13 protein-coding genes and 4 pseudogenes are annotated in these 17,450 nt (G+C 45.1%); 12 read left to right on the plus strand and 5 right to left on the minus strand.

The window, feature by feature from the left end:
• Positions 1-92 precede the first annotated feature (92 nt).
• From ACTWJ7_RS17525 to ACTWJ7_RS17550, 6 genes are all read left to right on the plus strand, one after another.
• Entirely contained in the window at positions 93-1,688 is a 1,596-nt protein-coding gene (locus ACTWJ7_RS17525) for an ABC transporter substrate-binding protein (protein ID WP_079349049.1), read from the plus strand.
• Complete coding sequence (locus ACTWJ7_RS17530; RefSeq protein WP_143805492.1) at positions 1,658-2,635, plus strand: ABC transporter permease; 978 nt, start codon at positions 1,658-1,660, stop codon at positions 2,633-2,635. The genes ACTWJ7_RS17525 and ACTWJ7_RS17530 overlap by 31 nt, the downstream gene beginning before the upstream one ends.
• On the plus strand, positions 2,632-2,952 hold the full coding sequence (locus ACTWJ7_RS17535) for a hypothetical protein (protein WP_443145690.1): 321 nt from the start codon (positions 2,632-2,634) through the stop codon (positions 2,950-2,952). Before ACTWJ7_RS17530 ends, ACTWJ7_RS17535 begins: the two co-directional genes overlap by 4 nt.
• Positions 2,925-3,434, plus strand: a complete 510-nt coding sequence (locus ACTWJ7_RS17540; RefSeq protein ID WP_443145691.1) for an ABC transporter permease — start codon at positions 2,925-2,927, stop codon at positions 3,432-3,434. Before ACTWJ7_RS17535 ends, ACTWJ7_RS17540 begins: the two co-directional genes overlap by 28 nt.
• Entirely contained in the window at positions 3,435-4,121 is a 687-nt protein-coding gene (locus tag ACTWJ7_RS17545; RefSeq protein ID WP_443145692.1) for an ABC transporter ATP-binding protein, read from the plus strand.
• A gap of 108 nt (positions 4,122-4,229) precedes the next feature.
• On the plus strand, positions 4,230-5,000 hold the full coding sequence (locus tag ACTWJ7_RS17550; RefSeq protein ID WP_301877126.1) for an ABC transporter ATP-binding protein: 771 nt from the start codon (positions 4,230-4,232) through the stop codon (positions 4,998-5,000).
• An 83-nt stretch (positions 5,001-5,083) separates the two neighbouring features.
• On the opposite strand, the gene ACTWJ7_RS17555 is transcribed toward ACTWJ7_RS17550, so the two are convergent.
• Both ACTWJ7_RS17555 and ACTWJ7_RS17560 read right to left on the minus strand, forming a co-directional pair.
• Entirely contained in the window at positions 5,084-5,707 is a 624-nt protein-coding gene (locus tag ACTWJ7_RS17555) for a DUF2306 domain-containing protein (protein ID WP_301877125.1), read from the minus strand.
• A 50-nt stretch (positions 5,708-5,757) separates the two neighbouring features.
• The gene (locus tag ACTWJ7_RS17560; protein ID WP_301877124.1) at positions 5,758-6,795 is read right to left on the minus strand and encodes a DJ-1/PfpI family protein; all 1,038 of its coding nucleotides are present in this window, start codon (positions 6,793-6,795) and stop codon (positions 5,758-5,760) included.
• Positions 6,796-6,963: 168 nt separating this feature from the next.
• On the opposite strand from ACTWJ7_RS17560, the pseudogene ACTWJ7_RS17565 reads away from it, so the two are divergent.
• A pseudogene (locus ACTWJ7_RS17565) lies at positions 6,964-7,649 on the plus strand (response regulator transcription factor).
• A gap of 1 nt (position 7,650) precedes the next feature.
• On the plus strand, positions 7,651-8,982 hold the full coding sequence (locus ACTWJ7_RS17570; protein WP_301877123.1) for a sensor histidine kinase: 1,332 nt from the start codon (positions 7,651-7,653) through the stop codon (positions 8,980-8,982).
• A 177-nt stretch (positions 8,983-9,159) separates the two neighbouring features.
• Here ACTWJ7_RS17570 and ACTWJ7_RS17575 read toward each other — a convergent pair.
• Positions 9,160-9,309, minus strand: a pseudogene (locus tag ACTWJ7_RS17575) (ArsR/SmtB family transcription factor); the annotation flags it as partial.
• 64 nt (positions 9,310-9,373) lie between these two features.
• Between ACTWJ7_RS17575 and ACTWJ7_RS17580 the strand changes: the two are divergent.
• Positions 9,374-10,177 (plus strand): annotated as a pseudogene (locus tag ACTWJ7_RS17580) (NADP-dependent oxidoreductase); the annotation flags it as partial.
• 263 nt (positions 10,178-10,440) lie between these two features.
• Here the strand turns inward: ACTWJ7_RS17580 and ACTWJ7_RS17585 are convergent.
• Positions 10,441-11,316 (minus strand): AraC family transcriptional regulator, encoded by an 876-nt coding sequence (locus tag ACTWJ7_RS17585; protein WP_024633337.1) that lies wholly within the window; start codon positions 11,314-11,316, stop codon positions 10,441-10,443.
• 203 nt (positions 11,317-11,519) lie between these two features.
• Here ACTWJ7_RS17585 and ACTWJ7_RS17590 point away from each other — a divergent pair, with 203 nt between their 5' ends.
• Positions 11,520-13,046, plus strand: a complete 1,527-nt coding sequence (locus ACTWJ7_RS17590) for a glycoside hydrolase family 43 protein (RefSeq protein ID WP_301877120.1) — start codon at positions 11,520-11,522, stop codon at positions 13,044-13,046.
• A 73-nt stretch (positions 13,047-13,119) separates the two neighbouring features.
• Here the strand turns inward: ACTWJ7_RS17590 and ACTWJ7_RS17595 are convergent, their stop codons facing one another.
• Positions 13,120-13,893, minus strand: coding sequence for a helix-turn-helix transcriptional regulator (locus ACTWJ7_RS17595; protein WP_079349039.1), 774 nt, complete (start codon positions 13,891-13,893; stop codon positions 13,120-13,122).
• Between the two features lie 181 nt (positions 13,894-14,074).
• Here ACTWJ7_RS17595 and ACTWJ7_RS17600 point away from each other — a divergent pair, with 181 nt between their 5' ends.
• Together ACTWJ7_RS17600 and ACTWJ7_RS17605 are read left to right on the plus strand one after the other, a co-directional pair.
• The gene (locus tag ACTWJ7_RS17600; RefSeq protein ID WP_443145693.1) at positions 14,075-15,604 is read left to right on the plus strand and encodes a family 43 glycosylhydrolase; all 1,530 of its coding nucleotides are present in this window, start codon (positions 14,075-14,077) and stop codon (positions 15,602-15,604) included.
• Between the two features lie 132 nt (positions 15,605-15,736).
• Positions 15,737-17,415: pseudogene (locus tag ACTWJ7_RS17605) on the plus strand (extracellular solute-binding protein).
• Positions 17,416-17,450: the final 35 nt, after the last annotated feature.

A 17,450-nucleotide genomic window follows, 5' to 3' on the forward strand; every position in this document is an offset into this window, starting at 1 on the left:
TAATATACAAAGATTGTTCATCTAGCAAGTATTCATGAGAATAACAGCTATGCAATCATAAACAGCTTAGAAGAGGAATAGGAGGAGTAGGGATGTTTGGAAGATCTGGATTTGGAGTAATTGCTGTTGTCTTATTGTTGTTCATTATGGGGTGTTCACAACATGTGAGCTCACCCTCTGCAGCAGAGGAGGACAAGAACATTGTGGTCGCAGTCACGCAGGATACTGAAGCAGACAAGCTTGATGCGTCGACTTACAATGGTTCCAGACATACGCATGCGGCTATATATGATGCCCTTGTAGACTATAAAGGAAAAGGTGAATTTACGCCCAGCCTGGCGGAATCCTGGGAGATATCCGATGATGGCAGGACTTACATTTTACATCTGCAAAATCAGGTCCTTTTCTCGGATGGCAGTCCACTGAATTCAGCAGCCGTGAAGTTTTCTTTGGAAAGAGCGGTAAGCAGGGAAGAGAATGCTTCGCTTGAAATATCCCGTTTACTGCAAAAAGTGGAAGCACCTGATGATCAAACGGTCGTACTTTCCTTTAAGGAGACAGCAACGCAAGTGTTGTACGAGCTTAGTCAGGCAAGACCATTTCGAATTATGAGTCCAAACTCGGTAACCCCTGAGGGAGATGTGAATGGTACTTTTCAAAAAGCGATTGGAACGGGTGCCTGGAAAATAGGAGAGTATCAACAGGGGATTCAGACTGTTCTAATCCCGAATGATCATTATTGGTTAGAACAACCATCCGACTATTCACTTGTTTTCAAAGTCATTACAGATCCTCAGGCAAGGGTATTGGCATTGCAATCTGGAGAGGTGGATCTTGCGGGCGGGGAACTTGGGAATATTCCCATGGAAAGTCTCCCGGTATTTCAGAACAACGACAACTACGTAATCGAAACCGGAAGCAGTACAATGTCCTACTTTATGGTCATCAACCAACACAATACTTCTCTAGCTGATAAGAATATCCGCCAAGCTATCAATTATGGCAATGATACGAGCAAGTATGCGGGTGGTAGCGGGGACCCTGTCAGAGGATTGTTCCAGGAAAAGGTTGCATTTATATCCGACAGTAATCAGCCTTCCTATCCGTATAATCCCGAAAAAGCCAAACAGCTGATTGAAGCCTCGGGCTACCAATGGAATAACAACAAGCAGCTCTATGAAAAAGATGGACAAGTTCTGCAGCTTCGTCTGGTCATCCAAACGGAAGAATATCCGGAATGGAAAGAAATGGCTGAGATTTTTCAAGACAACATGAAGCAGATCGGCATTCAAATCCATATTGTGAATCAGGAGCGGGCAGCTTACTACGATACCCTGTGGAGCACAAAGGAATATGATCTGCTTATGTATCGGACATACACTGATGCTCAATTACCTTATCGATTCCTGTCGTCCTTATTCTATGATTCGCCATCCTCACCGGGAGTTGCGTATCAGGACAAGCCTTTATCCGATTTGCTGGATCAAATCGCGGCTACGGTTTCCACTGAGCAGCAGCAAAAGCTGTTCAATCAGGTGTTCCTCCGCATGCATGAGGAAGCCATGTCTGTTCCGATATACTACGCGAAGCAAACCTTTGTTCATTCAAGCCAAGTGGTTGATTTTAGGTTCAATGCTATTGAGGACGATCCGTTGAAGTGGCATTACCTGAAGAAAGAAGCGAAGTAATGCTCCGCTCCATGATTCGTCGTCTGTTCATGTTGATAGTCACGTTTGTTTTATTTTCCTTGTTTGTTTTTACATTAATGCGTTTGGCGCCGGGTGATCCGGCGTCGATGCTGCTGCTGGAAATCGGAGCCGTACCGGAACAATCCATCGTAACTGATTTACAGAAGCAATGGGGATTGGATCAATCGTTCATTCAGCAATATTTAACATGGGCCCATCATGTATTTCAAGGAGAGCTCGGACATTCCTTTTCATCTGGAGAACCCGTATTAAGTGAAATGATGGAGCGTTTAGGCTCAACGGCGAAACTCATTGCAAGCTCTTTTTTATTAACCCTCTTCATATCCATACCGATTGGAATCTGGATGGGATTGAATGAAGGCACAATGGCAGATCGAGTGGTTTATTCAATGACCATTTTGGGGTTGTCGATCCCTTTATATTGGCTTGCTATTCTTCTAATGTATGCCTTTGGCGTGATATGGCCCGTCCTGCCTGTTGTAGGCAGCTCGACCACACGGCATTATATTTTGCCGGTAACTGCCATGACGCTGGTGCAAAGTGTTTACTTTATTCGGATGGTTCGATCCTATACGATTCAGTACAGCAAGTTCTCGTATATTGAGGCTGCAAAAGCCAGGGGATTGCGGCCGAGCATCTTTTATCCGTCTTACTTACTGCGTTCCATGTTCATCCCGATTCTGACATTGATCACAACGAGTCTACCCGGCTTTTTTGGGGCTTCGATTATCACCGAGACGATTTTCAGTTTTCCGGGATTCAGCAAATACATGCTTGAAGCTATTTTTCGCCGTGATTTTCCAGTCATTCAAGGGAGCGCACTATTCGTGGCAGCATTTATTTTTGTTTTTAATTTTATGACCGACCTGTTGTACTTCCTTGCGGACCCGCGTGTTCATCTTGACAAACAGAGGTGGGAAGGTTGATCAGTATCATCCGAGCGAATAAACTGCCAACGGCAGCGTTGTTATATATCATCCTACTTATTATTACAGGGCTTGCGGCCCCGTGGATTTCACCTTATGATCCATTCCATACCAACCATCAACAGAAGCTCCTTCCTCCCAGCATTGCTCATCCATTCGGAACGGATTATTTAGGAAGAGACCTGTTAAGCCGGGTCATACACGGGATTAGTGAATCGGTATTTCCTGTATTTATTGTACTTAGTGTTGTGATGTTGATTGGTCTTCTGGTGGGGACATGGAGTGCCTTTTGGGGAACAAGCTGGACATGCTCATGATGAGCTTAACCGACATTTTCACAGCATTACCGAGTATGCTGCTTACCATTGTGGTCGTTGGCTTCCTTGGCTTTGGCATGGAAAATGTATATTTTGCGGTGATTCTCTCCTGGTGGGCCAAGTATGTACGAATTATTAGAGGACTAATTCATGATGTGAAAAAGGAACCTTATATTACCGCCAGCAGGGTAAGCGGAGCATTTGGAATTAGAATAATAACCAAACATATGATTCCGAATATTACACCTCAGATTGGAACGATGCTCATTCTGGACGTGAGTAAGGTGATTCTGACTTTATCCGGTTTATCCTTTTTGGGTATTGGTGCACAGCCTCCTTCTCCCGAATGGGGTGTCATGCTATTGGACGGAAAAAATTATTTGCAGGTCGCCCCATGGATGGGCTTCTTTCCAGGCTTTATGATATTTCTGACTGCAGCCTCGTTCCAAATTATAGGCGAGCGACTGAGGAGGGAACGCTAAATGACGACCTTGCTCGAAGTTAAAAATCTAAATATCAGAAACGCGGAAGGTCAATCGCTTGTGCATGATAGCAGCTTTTCTCTGGAGTCAGGGAAAACATATAGCTTGATTGGTGAAAGCGGCAGCGGTAAAACGCTGACAAGTAAGGCTATCTTGGATATGCTGCCTGCTCATCTGCACATGTCAGGTGACATCGTATTACAGGGTGAACATCTGCAGCAATTATCCAGGAAGCGCTGGCGCAGCATCAGAGGGAGCCAGATCGGCGCCATCTTCCAGCATCCGGAACAGGCCTTGCATCCGTCGATTCCGATTGGCCGGCAATTCGTTGATCTGATGCGCAGTCACTTGCCTGTTTCAAGATATGAGGCTGAGAAGCAGGCCAAAAAAATGTTATCCCAAGTTCTCTTAAAGGACACGTCCCGTGTGATGAGCAGTTATGCCCATGAGTTAAGCGGTGGAATGAATCAACGTGTCATGATTGCGATGGCGCTTCTGTTAAAGCCGAAAATTCTGATAGCCGACGAGCCAACGAGTGCACTGGATGTCAGTACACAGGCTGAGATCATATTCCTTCTGAAAGAGCTCATTCTGGACACGGACATGAGCATGTTGTTTATTACCCACGACTTACTTATATCCAGCTATCTTGCGGACACGATTGGTGTGATGCGTGAGGGAGAATAATAGAGCAGGGCAGTAAGGACAACATTTTAAGCGCACCGGAACATGAATATACCCAACAATTGTGCAGGCATTGCTCTCAAAGATTTCTTGGCAAAGGAGAGAGAGCTTATGCTTGAAATTCAGCGGCTGTATAAGGAAATAAACGGAAGACCCATTCTGGAAGATATTCATTTTGGAATAGAAGATGGAGAAGCACTGGCTATTGTAGGGGAGAGTGGCAGTGGTAAATCCACGCTTGCCCAGCTTATCATGGCCTTAAAACAACCAACCTCAGGCCATATTCTTTTTGACGGACGGCCCTTGCCTAGCAAAGGAATATCATCGTTTAAGGATTGGTATCGCGATATCCAGATTGTTTTTCAGAACACGGGCTCTACATTAAATCCCGCCATGAGCTTGTTTCAGTGCCTGGAAGAGCCTTTAATAAATTTCACCCGTTACAACAGAGCCGAGCGCAAGCACAGAGTCCTTGAATATTGGGGAAAGGTGGGCCTGAATGAGAAGCTTCTTCGAAATCGCCCCGGAAAACTGAGCGGAGGTCAGTATCAAAGAGCTTGTCTCGCCAAAGCTTTGTTAACGCGTCCCAAACTGTTAATCTGTGACGAAATGGTCTCCAATCTCGACGTCGTATTACAACAGCAGATGATTGAACTGCTCATGTCCATTCAGAAGGAACAGGGCTTGTCTCTTCTGTTTATTACGCATGACCTCACGCTGTTACCGGGTCTATGTTCAAAAATTATGGTTTTGAAAGAGGGAAAACAGGTTGAGCTTTTCAGTACTTCTGCCCTCTATGACGAAGCTGAGAGGGATCCCTATACCATTACATTACTGCACTCAAGTAAGATGTTTGAAACAGCATGGAAACCATTTTTGTAGGTTGTAACGAAATGCATAAGGAATAACAACATGTAAAGACCTTGCATCCGCATAAACAACGGTGAGCTAAGGTCTTTTACAGATTATATGCTCTTCATTCGGATAAACCATTCAGGAATAACTAGCAGTAATGCAATAGATCCATATATGCCTATCGTGTAGCTGGTAGCATAAATCATTCCGAATCCCTGATGAAGGAGGGAAGTGATGAGATGAATCAACATGTTCGTGAAGCAGAAGGCATAACTTCGGACCATCCAGTTCCGGTGCTGAATCATACGTTTTTGTTTAATCTGAATGAGAGCCGTAATAGTAATGAACAGCCAGATGATATTAAGGACATTGAAGCCCATACTGCTTATTTTCCCGCCAGTGGCGTAAGGAGCCATAAAACCAGAAGTCAGTACAACAAGCACTACGGACACAATATATACATAACCGTTTATACGGTGGAACCTGCGGCTCTTTTCAAAGATCCGATTAGAGAAATTCACCAGTCCGGACGCCATGGCCAAACATGCAAATGCAACATGAACGTACATGACATTTAACCAAATTGGAAGATGAAGCTCACGCTTCAAACCCGTCTTGTGGCTTAAAAAGCTTGAGGCTTCTGGGTCTATCCAATAGTTCTTCACCAACGCATATACAATAACTAAACTACTGACACAGACCAGCCAGCCGTATAATGTTCCTCGTTTCTTCATATCTGCTGCAATCCCCCCGAAACTCCTTTTTGTTCATATAGATAACCAGGCTAGTTTATTCGTCTTCCTGATAATTTGGAAGCAGGGAGAAGACCTGCTTTAGCGATCCCGTTCATCTGATCTCCGTCCACAGTAACTTCGAATTTCAGATTCAGACGCATGGGTTTGGTAATCGGCAGGGACCAGGTTAACTTGTTGTCGTGGCATACGGGATTTAAAAATCGGATTGTTTCACCACCTTGTACTGCTGTCCCCTGGATCCCATCGAAACTTGTCGTTATGTAGAGCTTAACTTCCAGCTTACCGACAGGTGTAACGATTGTGGTATCCCAATTCCCGTCGAAGACGGATGTCTTTGTTTTCTCGTTCTGTAACATGACAGAGGTTACGGCCGTTTGATTCATTACATTAGGACTCTGTTCGTTATTCGTTAACGACTTGTGAGTGCTGGGTGCAATGCCTGTCTCTTTCCAAACGGTTCCTCTTCGTTCATATTCGAACAACTGCTCTATCTTGTGTGCGATACGCGGTCCCAGTTCACGTTCGACCAGATACAGCGCTACATCAAGTCCCGAGGTCACACCGCCCCCGGTAACCAGGTTACCATCATCCACTACGCGAGCCGGAACTGGAATCGCTCCGGTTGCACCAAGTAAATCCATCCCCAAGCGATGTGTTACCGCATGTCTGCCTTCCATGAGACCTCCCATGGCTAATAACAAGGAACCGCCGCAGACCGTGGCAACAACGATGTCCTTATGGTCGAGAGCTTCCCTGATCATAGGGGTCAATTCCGTATTCATGGCCCTGCCGAGAATAGCCGGGATTGAATCTGGACCATCTCCTTCAACATCACCGGACGCGCCAGGCACTACGATAATGCCCTCTTGTTTCGGATCAAGTCTGCCGCTCGCTTCCATTTTTAATCCATTGGTACCACTGGCCACTGATCTCGGCCCTTCAGCCGTAACGAGCTCTACTTCTAACACATGATCAGCATACATGGCAGCGGCGTGAAAAACTTCATAAGGTGCAATGGCATCCATTAGGTCGAAGCCATCGAATAACACGATTTGAACAGTTAACATGAATAAATCCCCCTCACTTTAAGTTCCTCGGGAAGAATCATAACAAACGAATATCTCAAAGGAGGTTTTATAAAGGTCACAAAACGATAAACAAATCATCACAAAGTATAACCTCGTCTTGGTAATAGAGGAATAAATGATAAACTAGATGACAGAGGTGGGATAAGCATGAGTAAATATCATACGATACTTGTTGTAGATGATGATTTGAGTATCGTCGAGCTGTTAAGAGATTTTCTGGAGAATGACCAATTTCACGTTAAAACGGCTTGTGATGCGGAACAAGCATGGACCATACTTCAACAAAACTCCATTGATTGCATTGTTCTCGACATCATGATGCCTGGACAAGGCGGATTTGAATTATGTCGCCGGATTCGAGGGGAAAGTGATGTTCCAATCCTTTTTTGAGTGCACGCAGTGATGATGTGGATAAGATTCGGGGGCTGACGCTCGGCGGCGATGATTATATCGTCAAAACGGCTTCGCCTGGTGAAATTGTGGCCCGAGTGAAAGCTGTTTTGCGGCGCACCGCTTCCAGACAGCCCGTGCAGGGGAAAGTCTTGGATTACGGACGCATCCGCTTGAATCTGTCTGCAAGAGAAGTCCTGATCGAAGGGATAAAAGTCGAGCTTACGCCTAAGGAATATGAGTTATTCCGATTATTTGCGGAACATCCGCGACATGTTTTTACCTATGAGCAATTGCTTGCAAAGTTTTGGGATGGTGTGGGTGACAGGCATACTATACGAGTCCATCTGAGCCGGCTTCGCGAAAAAATTGAAACCGATCCAAACGATCCACAATTCCTGGTCAACGTATGGGGAGTCGGATACCGATTTGAGGGAGCATAACATGAGAAAACTTCGCATTCGTACATTCACATTGCTTTGCTTATTCGTCTTGCTGACGTTGCCGTGGCTCTTTTTTGTCACGGCTCACTTTATGTACACACAAACATTTCATATCTCTAAAAGCCAACAGCAAAATGAAACATTGCAAAGACATCTCAGTAAGGTGATTCACACGATAGAAGTGGGTACAGATCATTGGACCGATCCAAGCTGGCAACATCTGTTGTACACCGAGTTGAGTAGAGCAAAGATGGACGTGGTCATTGAATCTGCGACCCATTCGGAAATTTATCGTTCCAGTTCAAAGCGCCACAGTTCATTAGCGTCGACTGAACAATTCTCTGTCATTGAAGACGGACAACTCCTGGGGAGGGTTGTGCTATATCTGCCTAAATCCAATGGAGTTCCGCTGATTGCGGCCTTTTTCGGACTGCTGCTTGCTTTCTTTGTGGTTGGAGTTGAAATGAGGAGGTTCCTTCTTAAGCCCCTGGAGAAAATGAGCAGTGCAGCTAGGCAAATGGCGTCAGGGCAGTGGGAAGTGCATTTGCCTGATTCCAGAATCACGGAAATCGCCGAAGTTCGCGATGGATTCGAGGTTATGGTGAAAGGGCTTGAGGAATCCTACAGGAAACAAGTCGAGCTGGAGGAAGAACGAAGATTTGTCATCGCTGCCGTCGCGCATGATTTACGTACACCATTATTTGCCTTGCGGGGGTATTTGGACGGATTGGAGCAAGGAGTAGCGCAGTCACCAGAGAAAATAACCCGATATATAGCCGTATGCAAAGAGAAATCCGCCCAATTGGATCGATTGGTGGAGGACCTGTTCACTTTTACAAAAATGGAGTACTTGGAAAGTGAACTTAACACCAAAACTTTGGATTTATCGCAAATCCTCCGAAAGTCAATTGAGAGTTTGAGTCCTCAGGCTGAGCAAAAACATATTTCTATCTTAGCCCATTTAGCAGAAGGTTGTTTCATTAACGGAGATTCGCATGTACTAGAGCGCGCAATGAACAATGTGTTGGAAAATGCCGTTAGATACACGCCCTCAGGTGGCAAAATAACCGTTCAATGCTGCAACGACGGAAAGAAAATTAAGTTTACGATACACGATTCCGGGTCTGGTTTCTCTTCAGAAGAACTGGAACGTGTTTTTGAACCCCTCTATCGTGGCGAAGCCTCACGGAGTCGTGCAACTGGGGGAAGTGGATTAGGATTAACAATCTCACAACGTATGATGAAGCAGCACGGGGGAGAACTTGCTGTAAGCAATCACCCTGAGGGTGGGGCGGTGCTAACAGGATGGATACCTCTAGCAGACTCGAATTAAAAAGAAAGATTCAATCGGTCCTCTGACCCCGAATGTAAATGTTAAATTTTTCCTTGTGATCTCCATTTTCTTTCTCATCGTTGTCAAGCACGATAACTCATGACATACTCACAATAAAATGCTTCACCTATTTGAATGTATAACAAAACAAATGAGGTGTATTTTGAACTTGAATAACTGCCTCATCATAATGATCTCAGCTTCTCTTAAAATTCTAAGATGATGGGACACTGCGGGGCGTGATAAATGAGTTTTTTCTGCAATCTCGCCTACACGCATTCCTTTTATACACGTTGTCTCCATAAGTACAGTGATAATCGATTGTCGGTGAAGGGTCCAAAAATTATTATTTTATAGATCTTAGAACAAAATTAGGGGATATGAAAAATATGATTTTTCAGGAGTGATTGTACAAGTTGGAAAGAAGGTTAACCAATTTAAGCAGGGAGATGAGATTTACGGCCGACCAAGAAAGAGCCGAATCGGAACCTTTGCTGAATTTATATCCGTACATGAGGACGATATAGCCCTAAAGCCTAAAAATCTCTCCTTTGAAGAAGCAGCGTCCATACCATTAGTTGGACTTACCTCATTTCAGGCATTACATGATGTATTACAACTTTCGGCTGGGCAGAAGGTATTGATCCAAGCTGGTTCTGGCGGCGTGGGAACCTTTGCGATCCAACTCGCCAAAGCAATGGGGATATACGTTGCAACAACGACAAGTGAAGCGGGAATTGCCTTGGTCCAGTCGCTTGGAGCCGATCAGATCATCAATTACAGAAAAGAGGAATTTGATCAGGTGCTGCATCATTATGATGGCGTATACGATACTATTGGGGGAGACTTTAGAAAAAGCCTTTAAGATCGTCAAGCCGGGGGACAAATTGTCTCGGTGACAGGCTGGCCCAATGCACGCTTTGGAAAAGCGTACGGAGCTGGCTTTATCAAAACCACTATTTTTCGATTGATCTCTCGTAAGCTTACAAAATTAGAGGAAAAGCATAATGTGAAATATAATTTCTTGTTCATGAAGCCTAGCGGCAAACAATTAGAGATTATTTCTGAACTGATTGAATCAGGGAAAATCAAACCTGTTATTGATAAAATATTTTCGTTTGAAGACACTCAAAAGGCGATAGAATACGCTGAAAAGGGAAGAGCCAAAGGGAAAGTAATCGTAAAAATGAAGTGAAACAATACATTGTATTAAGACGGATATGAAATACAAAGAAATCGCACAGGAATTCAAAGATTACATGAAACAAATCCAATAGTATAAAAAGGAAACCACGGTACCGAACTCGGTATCGTGGTTTCTTTGTTTTGTGATTCAATCGTAACAGATTCCTTAACCCAGGCATCGAAAAATGAGGCAGGTTCCAATGCGGAGTTAACTCGAAAATCTCGATTAACTATAATTTTGTATTTTGCGATAAACGGTACTGGATCGGTTTTTCACTGGGGAATCTTATGGTAACTGTAGTCTGTATTGTTTCGCTCCTGTTTCACAAACTTGCCGGGAGACATGCCAACAATTCGGGTAAAACTGCGAATGAAGTTCGCATAATCCCTGAAACCGGACTGAAAGCAAGCTTCCGTTATGCTCAAACCGTCAGACAAGCAGTATTTTGCCAATTCAATACGACGACCCAAAATGTATGAGCGTAGGGTCAGTCCCGTATGTTTTTTGAATTGGCGACTAATATGTGTGCTGTTGATATAAAACATCTCTGCAAGTTTGCTAAGCGTGATCTCCTGGGCTAGATGTTCTTCGATATAGTCCATTGTTTTACATACCAGTTCGGGCATGATATCAGTTGGAATGGATGTTGTTTCATGATACGAATCGTTTATTGCAACCATGAGCTGTGCAACGACTGCATTGATTTTAACATCCGTTCCATACGCATCTGAAGCCAGCAAATTCTCCAGTTCGGCAGCCAATCGAAGAATCTGTTTCAACTGCTCCTGTTCCAGATGAACGATATTACCTTTGCCCTTAGGACGATAATCAAAACAAGCGGATAGACTGGTTGACGGAGTAGACATTCTCCGGAGATACGTTTTTTGGAGATTGATCGTAATTCGTTCGTATTCGGAATCATCCATAATATAAGAGCGGTGCATTTCCTCTGGAGAAATGACAAGCAAATCACCGGGTTCCAAATGGTAGCAGTGATTTTCGATATAAAAATTGACGTTACCACGAAGGAAAAGGTACACCTCATAGGCATCATGTCGATGATAAGAGCTTTCCAATGGATAGGTTGTCACCCGGTGCAGATATAAGAGTTCAGGTAGGATGGGATCATACAAATAGGAACCATTCACAAGGCACCTCATCCTTTCACGCAATAAATAGACCGTTACACGCAATGAAAAATTGGTTGGTTTACCTTAAAATGTAATCATCCTATCATGGCGTGCTTATTATTGCAAACGTTTTCTTTTTTTAGTATACCATATTCAGAATTGGGGACAGCTTAGCGTGATCATGGAATATCCAAAATATTTGAAATGGAGGGAACCTGCCCATGAAATTCAATTCTTCTTCAAATGCCAGTGAACAAACGGAATTGCGACCACAAGTTGCCTTAACGTCAAGTATCCAATCAGCGATTGGAAAAACACCTCAGAACGGAAATCCGCTGATTGCCCACAAATTTGGAGCCGATCCCTACGGTCTGGTATTCCGTAATCGTGTCTATATGTATATGACAAGTGATACGCTGGAGTATGATATGGAGGGTCTTCTCCAGAAAAACAGCTACAAATCAATCAACCGCATAACCATCATCTCTTCAGACGATTTGCTCAACTGGACGGATCATGGTGAGGTTCTGGTTGCCGGACCACAAGGTGCAGCACCATGGGCCACCCAATCCTGGGCGCCTGCAGCTGCGCATCAGATAATCGAGGGAAAGGATCGGTTTTTCCTATATTTCGCTAACAATGCAAGCGGCATTGGGGTATTAACTGCCCCCACTCCGGTCGGACCCTGGACAGATCCGATCGGAGAAGCTCTTATCACGAGGGAGACTCCAGGAGTTGAAGAGGTGACATGGCTGTTCGATCCGGCAGTGCTGGTAGATGAAGATCACAGGGCTTATATCTATTTCGGGGGTGGAATTCCGGAAGGAAAAGCACAGAGGCCCGACACGGCAAGAGTGATGCGATTGGGAGAGGATATGACCAGTGTAATAGGCCGTGCCAAGGTTATTCCTGCACCATACATGTTTGAGGATGCAGGCATACATAAATTTAACAATACCTACTACTTTACGTACTGCTCAAACTTCTATGAGGGTGACCGACCAGAGAGCAGTCCTCCGCCAGGAGAGATTGCTTATATGACAAGCAGCCAGCCGATGGGACCCTGGACGTACAGAGGATGCATTCTCAAAAATCCGGGGCACTTCTTTGGTGTTGGCGGTAACAATCATCATGCCATATTTCAATTTGCGGATTACTGGTACATTGCCTATCACGCACAGACGTTATCCCAAGCCATGGATGCTCCCGAAGGCTATCGTTCCACACATCTGAATCGAATTAACTTCGACACGGTTGATGGGCACATTCATGAGGTATGCGCAGATGTTCAGGGGGTTGATCAGGTGAAATTCTTCTATCCTTATGAGGGAGTAACTGCGGCGACCATGGGATGGAGTGCAGGAGTGAAGACCGAGAAATTAAACTTGCATGACTCTGTATCTTCCACTGAATCGGAAGTTGTAATTACAGCAAATATGGGAAGTGGCAGCTGGATCGCTTTATCGAAGGTTGATTTTGGTCATGAAGGGGCAGCAAGCTTTTCAGCAACGATATCCAATGGCGGGGGTGATGGGGTGATCGAACTTCGTCTGGATCAACCTGACGGACAATTCATCGGACAGCTTCTCGTCGAGGGATCCGATGTAAACCATCCGTGGCTGGATTATACGACCTCCGTTTCAGATGCCCAGGGTGTTCATGATTTATATTTTGTAGTTCATGGAAGTGAGAGCGGAAAGCCGGACATCAGCATCAGACAATGGAAATTTGAAACAGGTAAACCTTAGCATGTCCCTACTGCGCCGGAGAAGAGCCCCTGCGCAGTAATTTTGTTGCCAAATGGTGAATTTTGCAAGTGTATTATGATGGAGAAGTGATGGACTTACGATAAGCACGTGGTGTACAACCGACCATTTGCCTGAATTGCCTGGAGAAATGCTCCACATTCCGATAACCACAAAGCTCACTGATGTCTGAGATTCTGGATTGACCATGGATAAGTCTTTCTTTGGCAAGGCGAATTCTGGATTGGATTACATCTTCCATACATGAGATGCCAAATGTAGTTTTGTATAACGATTGCAGATAGCCTGGACTAAGATGAACACAATCAGCCATGACAGTAACGCTCCATTCTTGGCCCGGATTATGGTTAATGCTCTTGCGAAGATCTAGAAGATCCTGATAATGCGGCGTGTTAACGGCGGTCTGAGAGGCTTCGAGAAGCTTGTTAAACATAATTCGAAACAAATAATCAATAGAGAGCTCACGGTAATCACACGAAAGAAAATTTTCGGTAGCCAGCAATTGAAATAATTGATGACAATAGCCGGGGTCCGGAAGAGGGATGGGTGTGCCCAGCGGAAGAGCAGTCTCCAGTACATACGATTCATCCGAGAGAAATCGTACCCAATCATTTATGTATTGATCCGAGCACGCACGATACATGATTTTCTGATGAGGAGGATAAAGGACGGCACAATTGGCAGGATACGCTTTTATCTCGCCATTCACCCAGAATTCCGCCGGAGTCTGTGTGAGAATGAGGAGCCAGAAATCATGCCCATCCGGTATGTCATAAATGAAGTCTCCCGGGTGAGCGGCATCGTAACCGACATAGAAAATCGTATTCATATCATTCTCCAATCTTAGAATAGATCAATTTTGCGGTAGCATATATCATTCTTTGTGATGCACTTCTATTTTATAATTTTAAGGGAAAACCGTTGGAAAATCATTAATTAACAAACGAATTGCTAAGGATCGAAATCGTTGGTTAAGTCTTTGAAATGATCAATAAAAGGGGAGAAAGAACATGATGTATGCTAACCCGATTATTTGGGCTGATTATCCGGATCTGGATGTGATTCGTGTTGATGACACCTATTATATGGTCAGTACAACAATGCACATGATGCCAGGCTGTGTCATTCTGCGCTCCTATGACTTGGTCCATTGGGAAACCGCTGCTTATGTGTACGATAGACTGGATGATACACCTGCCCAGTGTTTGGAGGAAGGCAAACAGATATACGGCAAAGGCATGTGGGCTGCCTCGCTTCGACATCACCAGGACACGTTCTACGTCATTTTTGTTGCCAATGATACCTATAAGACTTACCTGTACACTGCCAAATCCATATCCGGTCCCTGGAAGAAGCATAATGTTGAAGGCTTTTATCATGATTGCTCTTTGTTTTTCGATGACGATAGTCGAATCTACCTGGTTCATGGTAATGCCGAGATTTATTTGACAGAGCTAAGCTCTGATCTGTCCGGGCCCGAACCCGGCGGAGTACAGCGCATGATTGTTAAAGACAGACAGCCTTATTTCCTCGGCTATGAAGGTGCCCATTTCTACAAAATCAACGGGAAATATTATGTGTTTTTAATCCATATTTCCAAAGCTTTGGGGAGAAGAACGCAGGCGTACTATATGGCCGATTCGCTGGAGAGTGAGTTTATTGGCGGTGAAGTATTTAATGATGATATGGGTTATTTTAATGCTGGGGTAGCCCAGGGAGGAATCGTGGATACACCGGATGGTGACTGGTATGCCATGCTTTTCCAGGATCATGGTGCCATCGGACGCATTCCTGTTCTGGTTCCGCTGCATTTCGAAAATGATATTCCGGTGTTTGCCAAGCAAGCCCCGAATCCAATCCTGATCCCGAGCACGAGACCGGATTATACATATAAACCCCTGGTTGGGAGCGACTCTTTTTATTATGAACCGGACGAAGACGGAAGGGTACGCCTGAACGATTTTTGGCAATGGAACCATACCCCCAACGATGACCTCTGGTCTGTTACCGACAAACCGGGAGTTTATCGCATGCAATCCGGGGATATTCGTCCAAACCTGACGTTTGCCGTTAATACACTGACGCAGCGTGCAATGGGTCCCGCCTGTGAAATGATCGTTACACTGGATGGAAGCAGACTGAAGGACGGCGATTACGCAGGCTTGTGTTTTCTGATTGGCACCTATGGTATGATCGCGCTCACGAAAAATGAAGGACAGTTTTACCTGGTCATGCTGGCAAGAACCAGTGAAGATGCATCCATTTTTGGTAATCTGGTTGATGCAGAGCCAGCTACCGAATATGCGAGAATACCGATAGAAGAATCAGTGGTTACGCTTAAGGCCATCGGGAATTTCGTGGACAATCAGGACGAGTGTTCATTCTTTTATCTGGAGGGAGCGAGGTGGAAGCCGCTTGGGATCACCCACAAAATGTTTTATAAATTGGATCACTTTATGGGCTGCCGGATCGGATTGTTCTTATATTCAACGAAAATGATCGGGGGACAGCTAATTTTTCGAATTTTAAATATCAGGTGATGCTCACGGATGAACAGGATTGAATAGATTGAACAGGATTGTTTGAATGGATTCGTAGCGTAGAGTATGGAAAGGAGTCGCCCAATCGGCGGCTTCTTTCATAATATTTTCAACCGAATCGGGGTGAATCATATGCGCATCACTGTGTTAACCAAAACAAAATTAATCGTGATTCTACTGCTCAGCGCATGTATACCAACAGGGCATACTCGCGGATATTCGGAACAAGATATGGTGGAGATGAAGGTGCAGGCAGCAGACAACCATCCGAACTTTGGGGAATACAGCTCTCCGGTGCAAGTCTCTTTTGTCAGAGAAGCAGGTGACGATCTGGATCAAATGATCAGCGAGCTTCCCGGGGAGACGTTGTTGGACAATCGCTGGACCCGACTGTACGAACAGAAGCTGGGGATTCAGCTGCACTATGATTGGATCGCCAAAGGAGATGTATTCGGGCAGAAGCTGGGTGTCTCCCTTGCTGCCGGTCGTATTCCTGACATCGTAAGAGTAAATCCGTATCAGCTAAGACAGTTGAGCAATGCAGGATTGATTCAGGATCTGTCCGATGTATACCAAACCTATGCCTCTCCGTTAACGAAGAGCATATTGGAGGCAGAAGGAAATGGTCCGTTTGAAGCGGCAACCATTGATGGCAAACTGATGGCGATACCTGAAACGGCATCCTCCATCGAAACAGCCCAGTACTTGTGGATCAGAACGGATTGGCTTGAACGCCTGCAACTTCATCCGCCTGTAACAATGGAAGACGTGCTTGAAATTTCGAGAGCGTTTACAGAGAGAGATCCCGACGGTAACGGTCAACGGGATACGTATGGACTTGCCCTAACGAATCATTTGTGGGACCCGGTCATGGGAACTGCCGGCCTGATGGCCGGGTATGACGCATATCCGAATATTTGGATTAAGGGTGCGGATGGCAAGCTGGTATACGGAGGCATACAGCCCGAAGTTCGCAAAGCGCTGCAAGTTTTGCAAAACATGTACCTGGAGGGCCAGATTGACCCCGATTTCAGCTATAAAAAGGAACAAATGAAGCACGCCTGATCCAGAACGGAAAAATCGGCCTGCTTTATGGCGAACAATGGACTCCTTTTATGATCCAGTCAAGTCGGGAGAACGATCCAAAAGCCGAATGGCAGGCTTTTCCCATCACAGCAGCATCCGGCAGATTGGCCAAGGTACCCCTTCGCACCAATACCTGGCAGTACTTCGCCGTTAGAAAAGACTATCCTCATCCTGAGGTCATTATGAAGCTCATGAATCTGCATTTGGAGACGAACTGGGGCGAGCAGGCTCAGTACGAAACATACTACAATGACGATTCCAAGGCAGTGTGGATGCTCTCGCCGGTCACTCCTTTTCCGGGAACCAAAAATCTGGATGCCTATCGCCAAATTCAGGAAGCAAGCCGTTCCGGAGATCTGTCCGTACTTCAGGAGGAAGCATCGGCAATTCAGAAGAGAATTGAAGCTTATATCAAGGAGGGCGTGGAAAGCGGTTGGGGCTGGAATCAGACCTATGGACCGTCTGGAGCGTTCAGCATAGCGGATGGTTATGAAAGGAATAGACAGCTTCTGTACGATCAATTCACGGGTGGCATTACCGAAACGATGGTCGACCGGCAGATGATACTGAATGATCTCCAGCTTGAAGCCTACCTGAATATTATTCTTGGCAGACCCATTGAAGAGTTCGATCAGTTTGTGAAGGATTGGCGAAAATTAGGCGGAGATCAGATCACAACGGAGGTTAATGCGTGGTTTATTTCAAAAACGGCACTGGAGCAATGAATCGTTTCTCTAGGGCGCATGTAACCCCGAAAGCA

The organism is Paenibacillus sp. 1A_MP2 (assembly GCF_052244825.1).
Lineage (GTDB): Bacteria > Bacillota > Bacilli > Paenibacillales > Paenibacillaceae > Paenibacillus > Paenibacillus vandeheii.

Coding starts and splice junctions, on each gene's coding strand:
- ACTWJ7_RS17600 (WP_443145693.1), top strand. CDS start 14,075: ATGATGTATGCTAACCCGATTATTTGGGCTGATTATCCGGATCTGGAT.
- ACTWJ7_RS17525 (WP_079349049.1), top strand. CDS start 93: ATGTTTGGAAGATCTGGATTTGGAGTAATTGCTGTTGTCTTATTGTTG.
- ACTWJ7_RS17570 (WP_301877123.1), top strand. CDS start 7,651: ATGAGAAAACTTCGCATTCGTACATTCACATTGCTTTGCTTATTCGTC.
- ACTWJ7_RS17590 (WP_301877120.1), top strand. CDS start 11,520: ATGAAATTCAATTCTTCTTCAAATGCCAGTGAACAAACGGAATTGCGA.
- ACTWJ7_RS17550 (WP_301877126.1), top strand. CDS start 4,230: ATGCTTGAAATTCAGCGGCTGTATAAGGAAATAAACGGAAGACCCATT.
- ACTWJ7_RS17555 (WP_301877125.1), bottom strand. CDS start 5,707: ATGAAGAAACGAGGAACATTATACGGCTGGCTGGTCTGTGTCAGTAGT.
- ACTWJ7_RS17560 (WP_301877124.1), bottom strand. CDS start 6,795: ATGTTAACTGTTCAAATCGTGTTATTCGATGGCTTCGACCTAATGGAT.
- ACTWJ7_RS17595 (WP_079349039.1), bottom strand. CDS start 13,893: ATGAATACGATTTTCTATGTCGGTTACGATGCCGCTCACCCGGGAGAC.
- ACTWJ7_RS17545 (WP_443145692.1), top strand. CDS start 3,435: ATGACGACCTTGCTCGAAGTTAAAAATCTAAATATCAGAAACGCGGAA.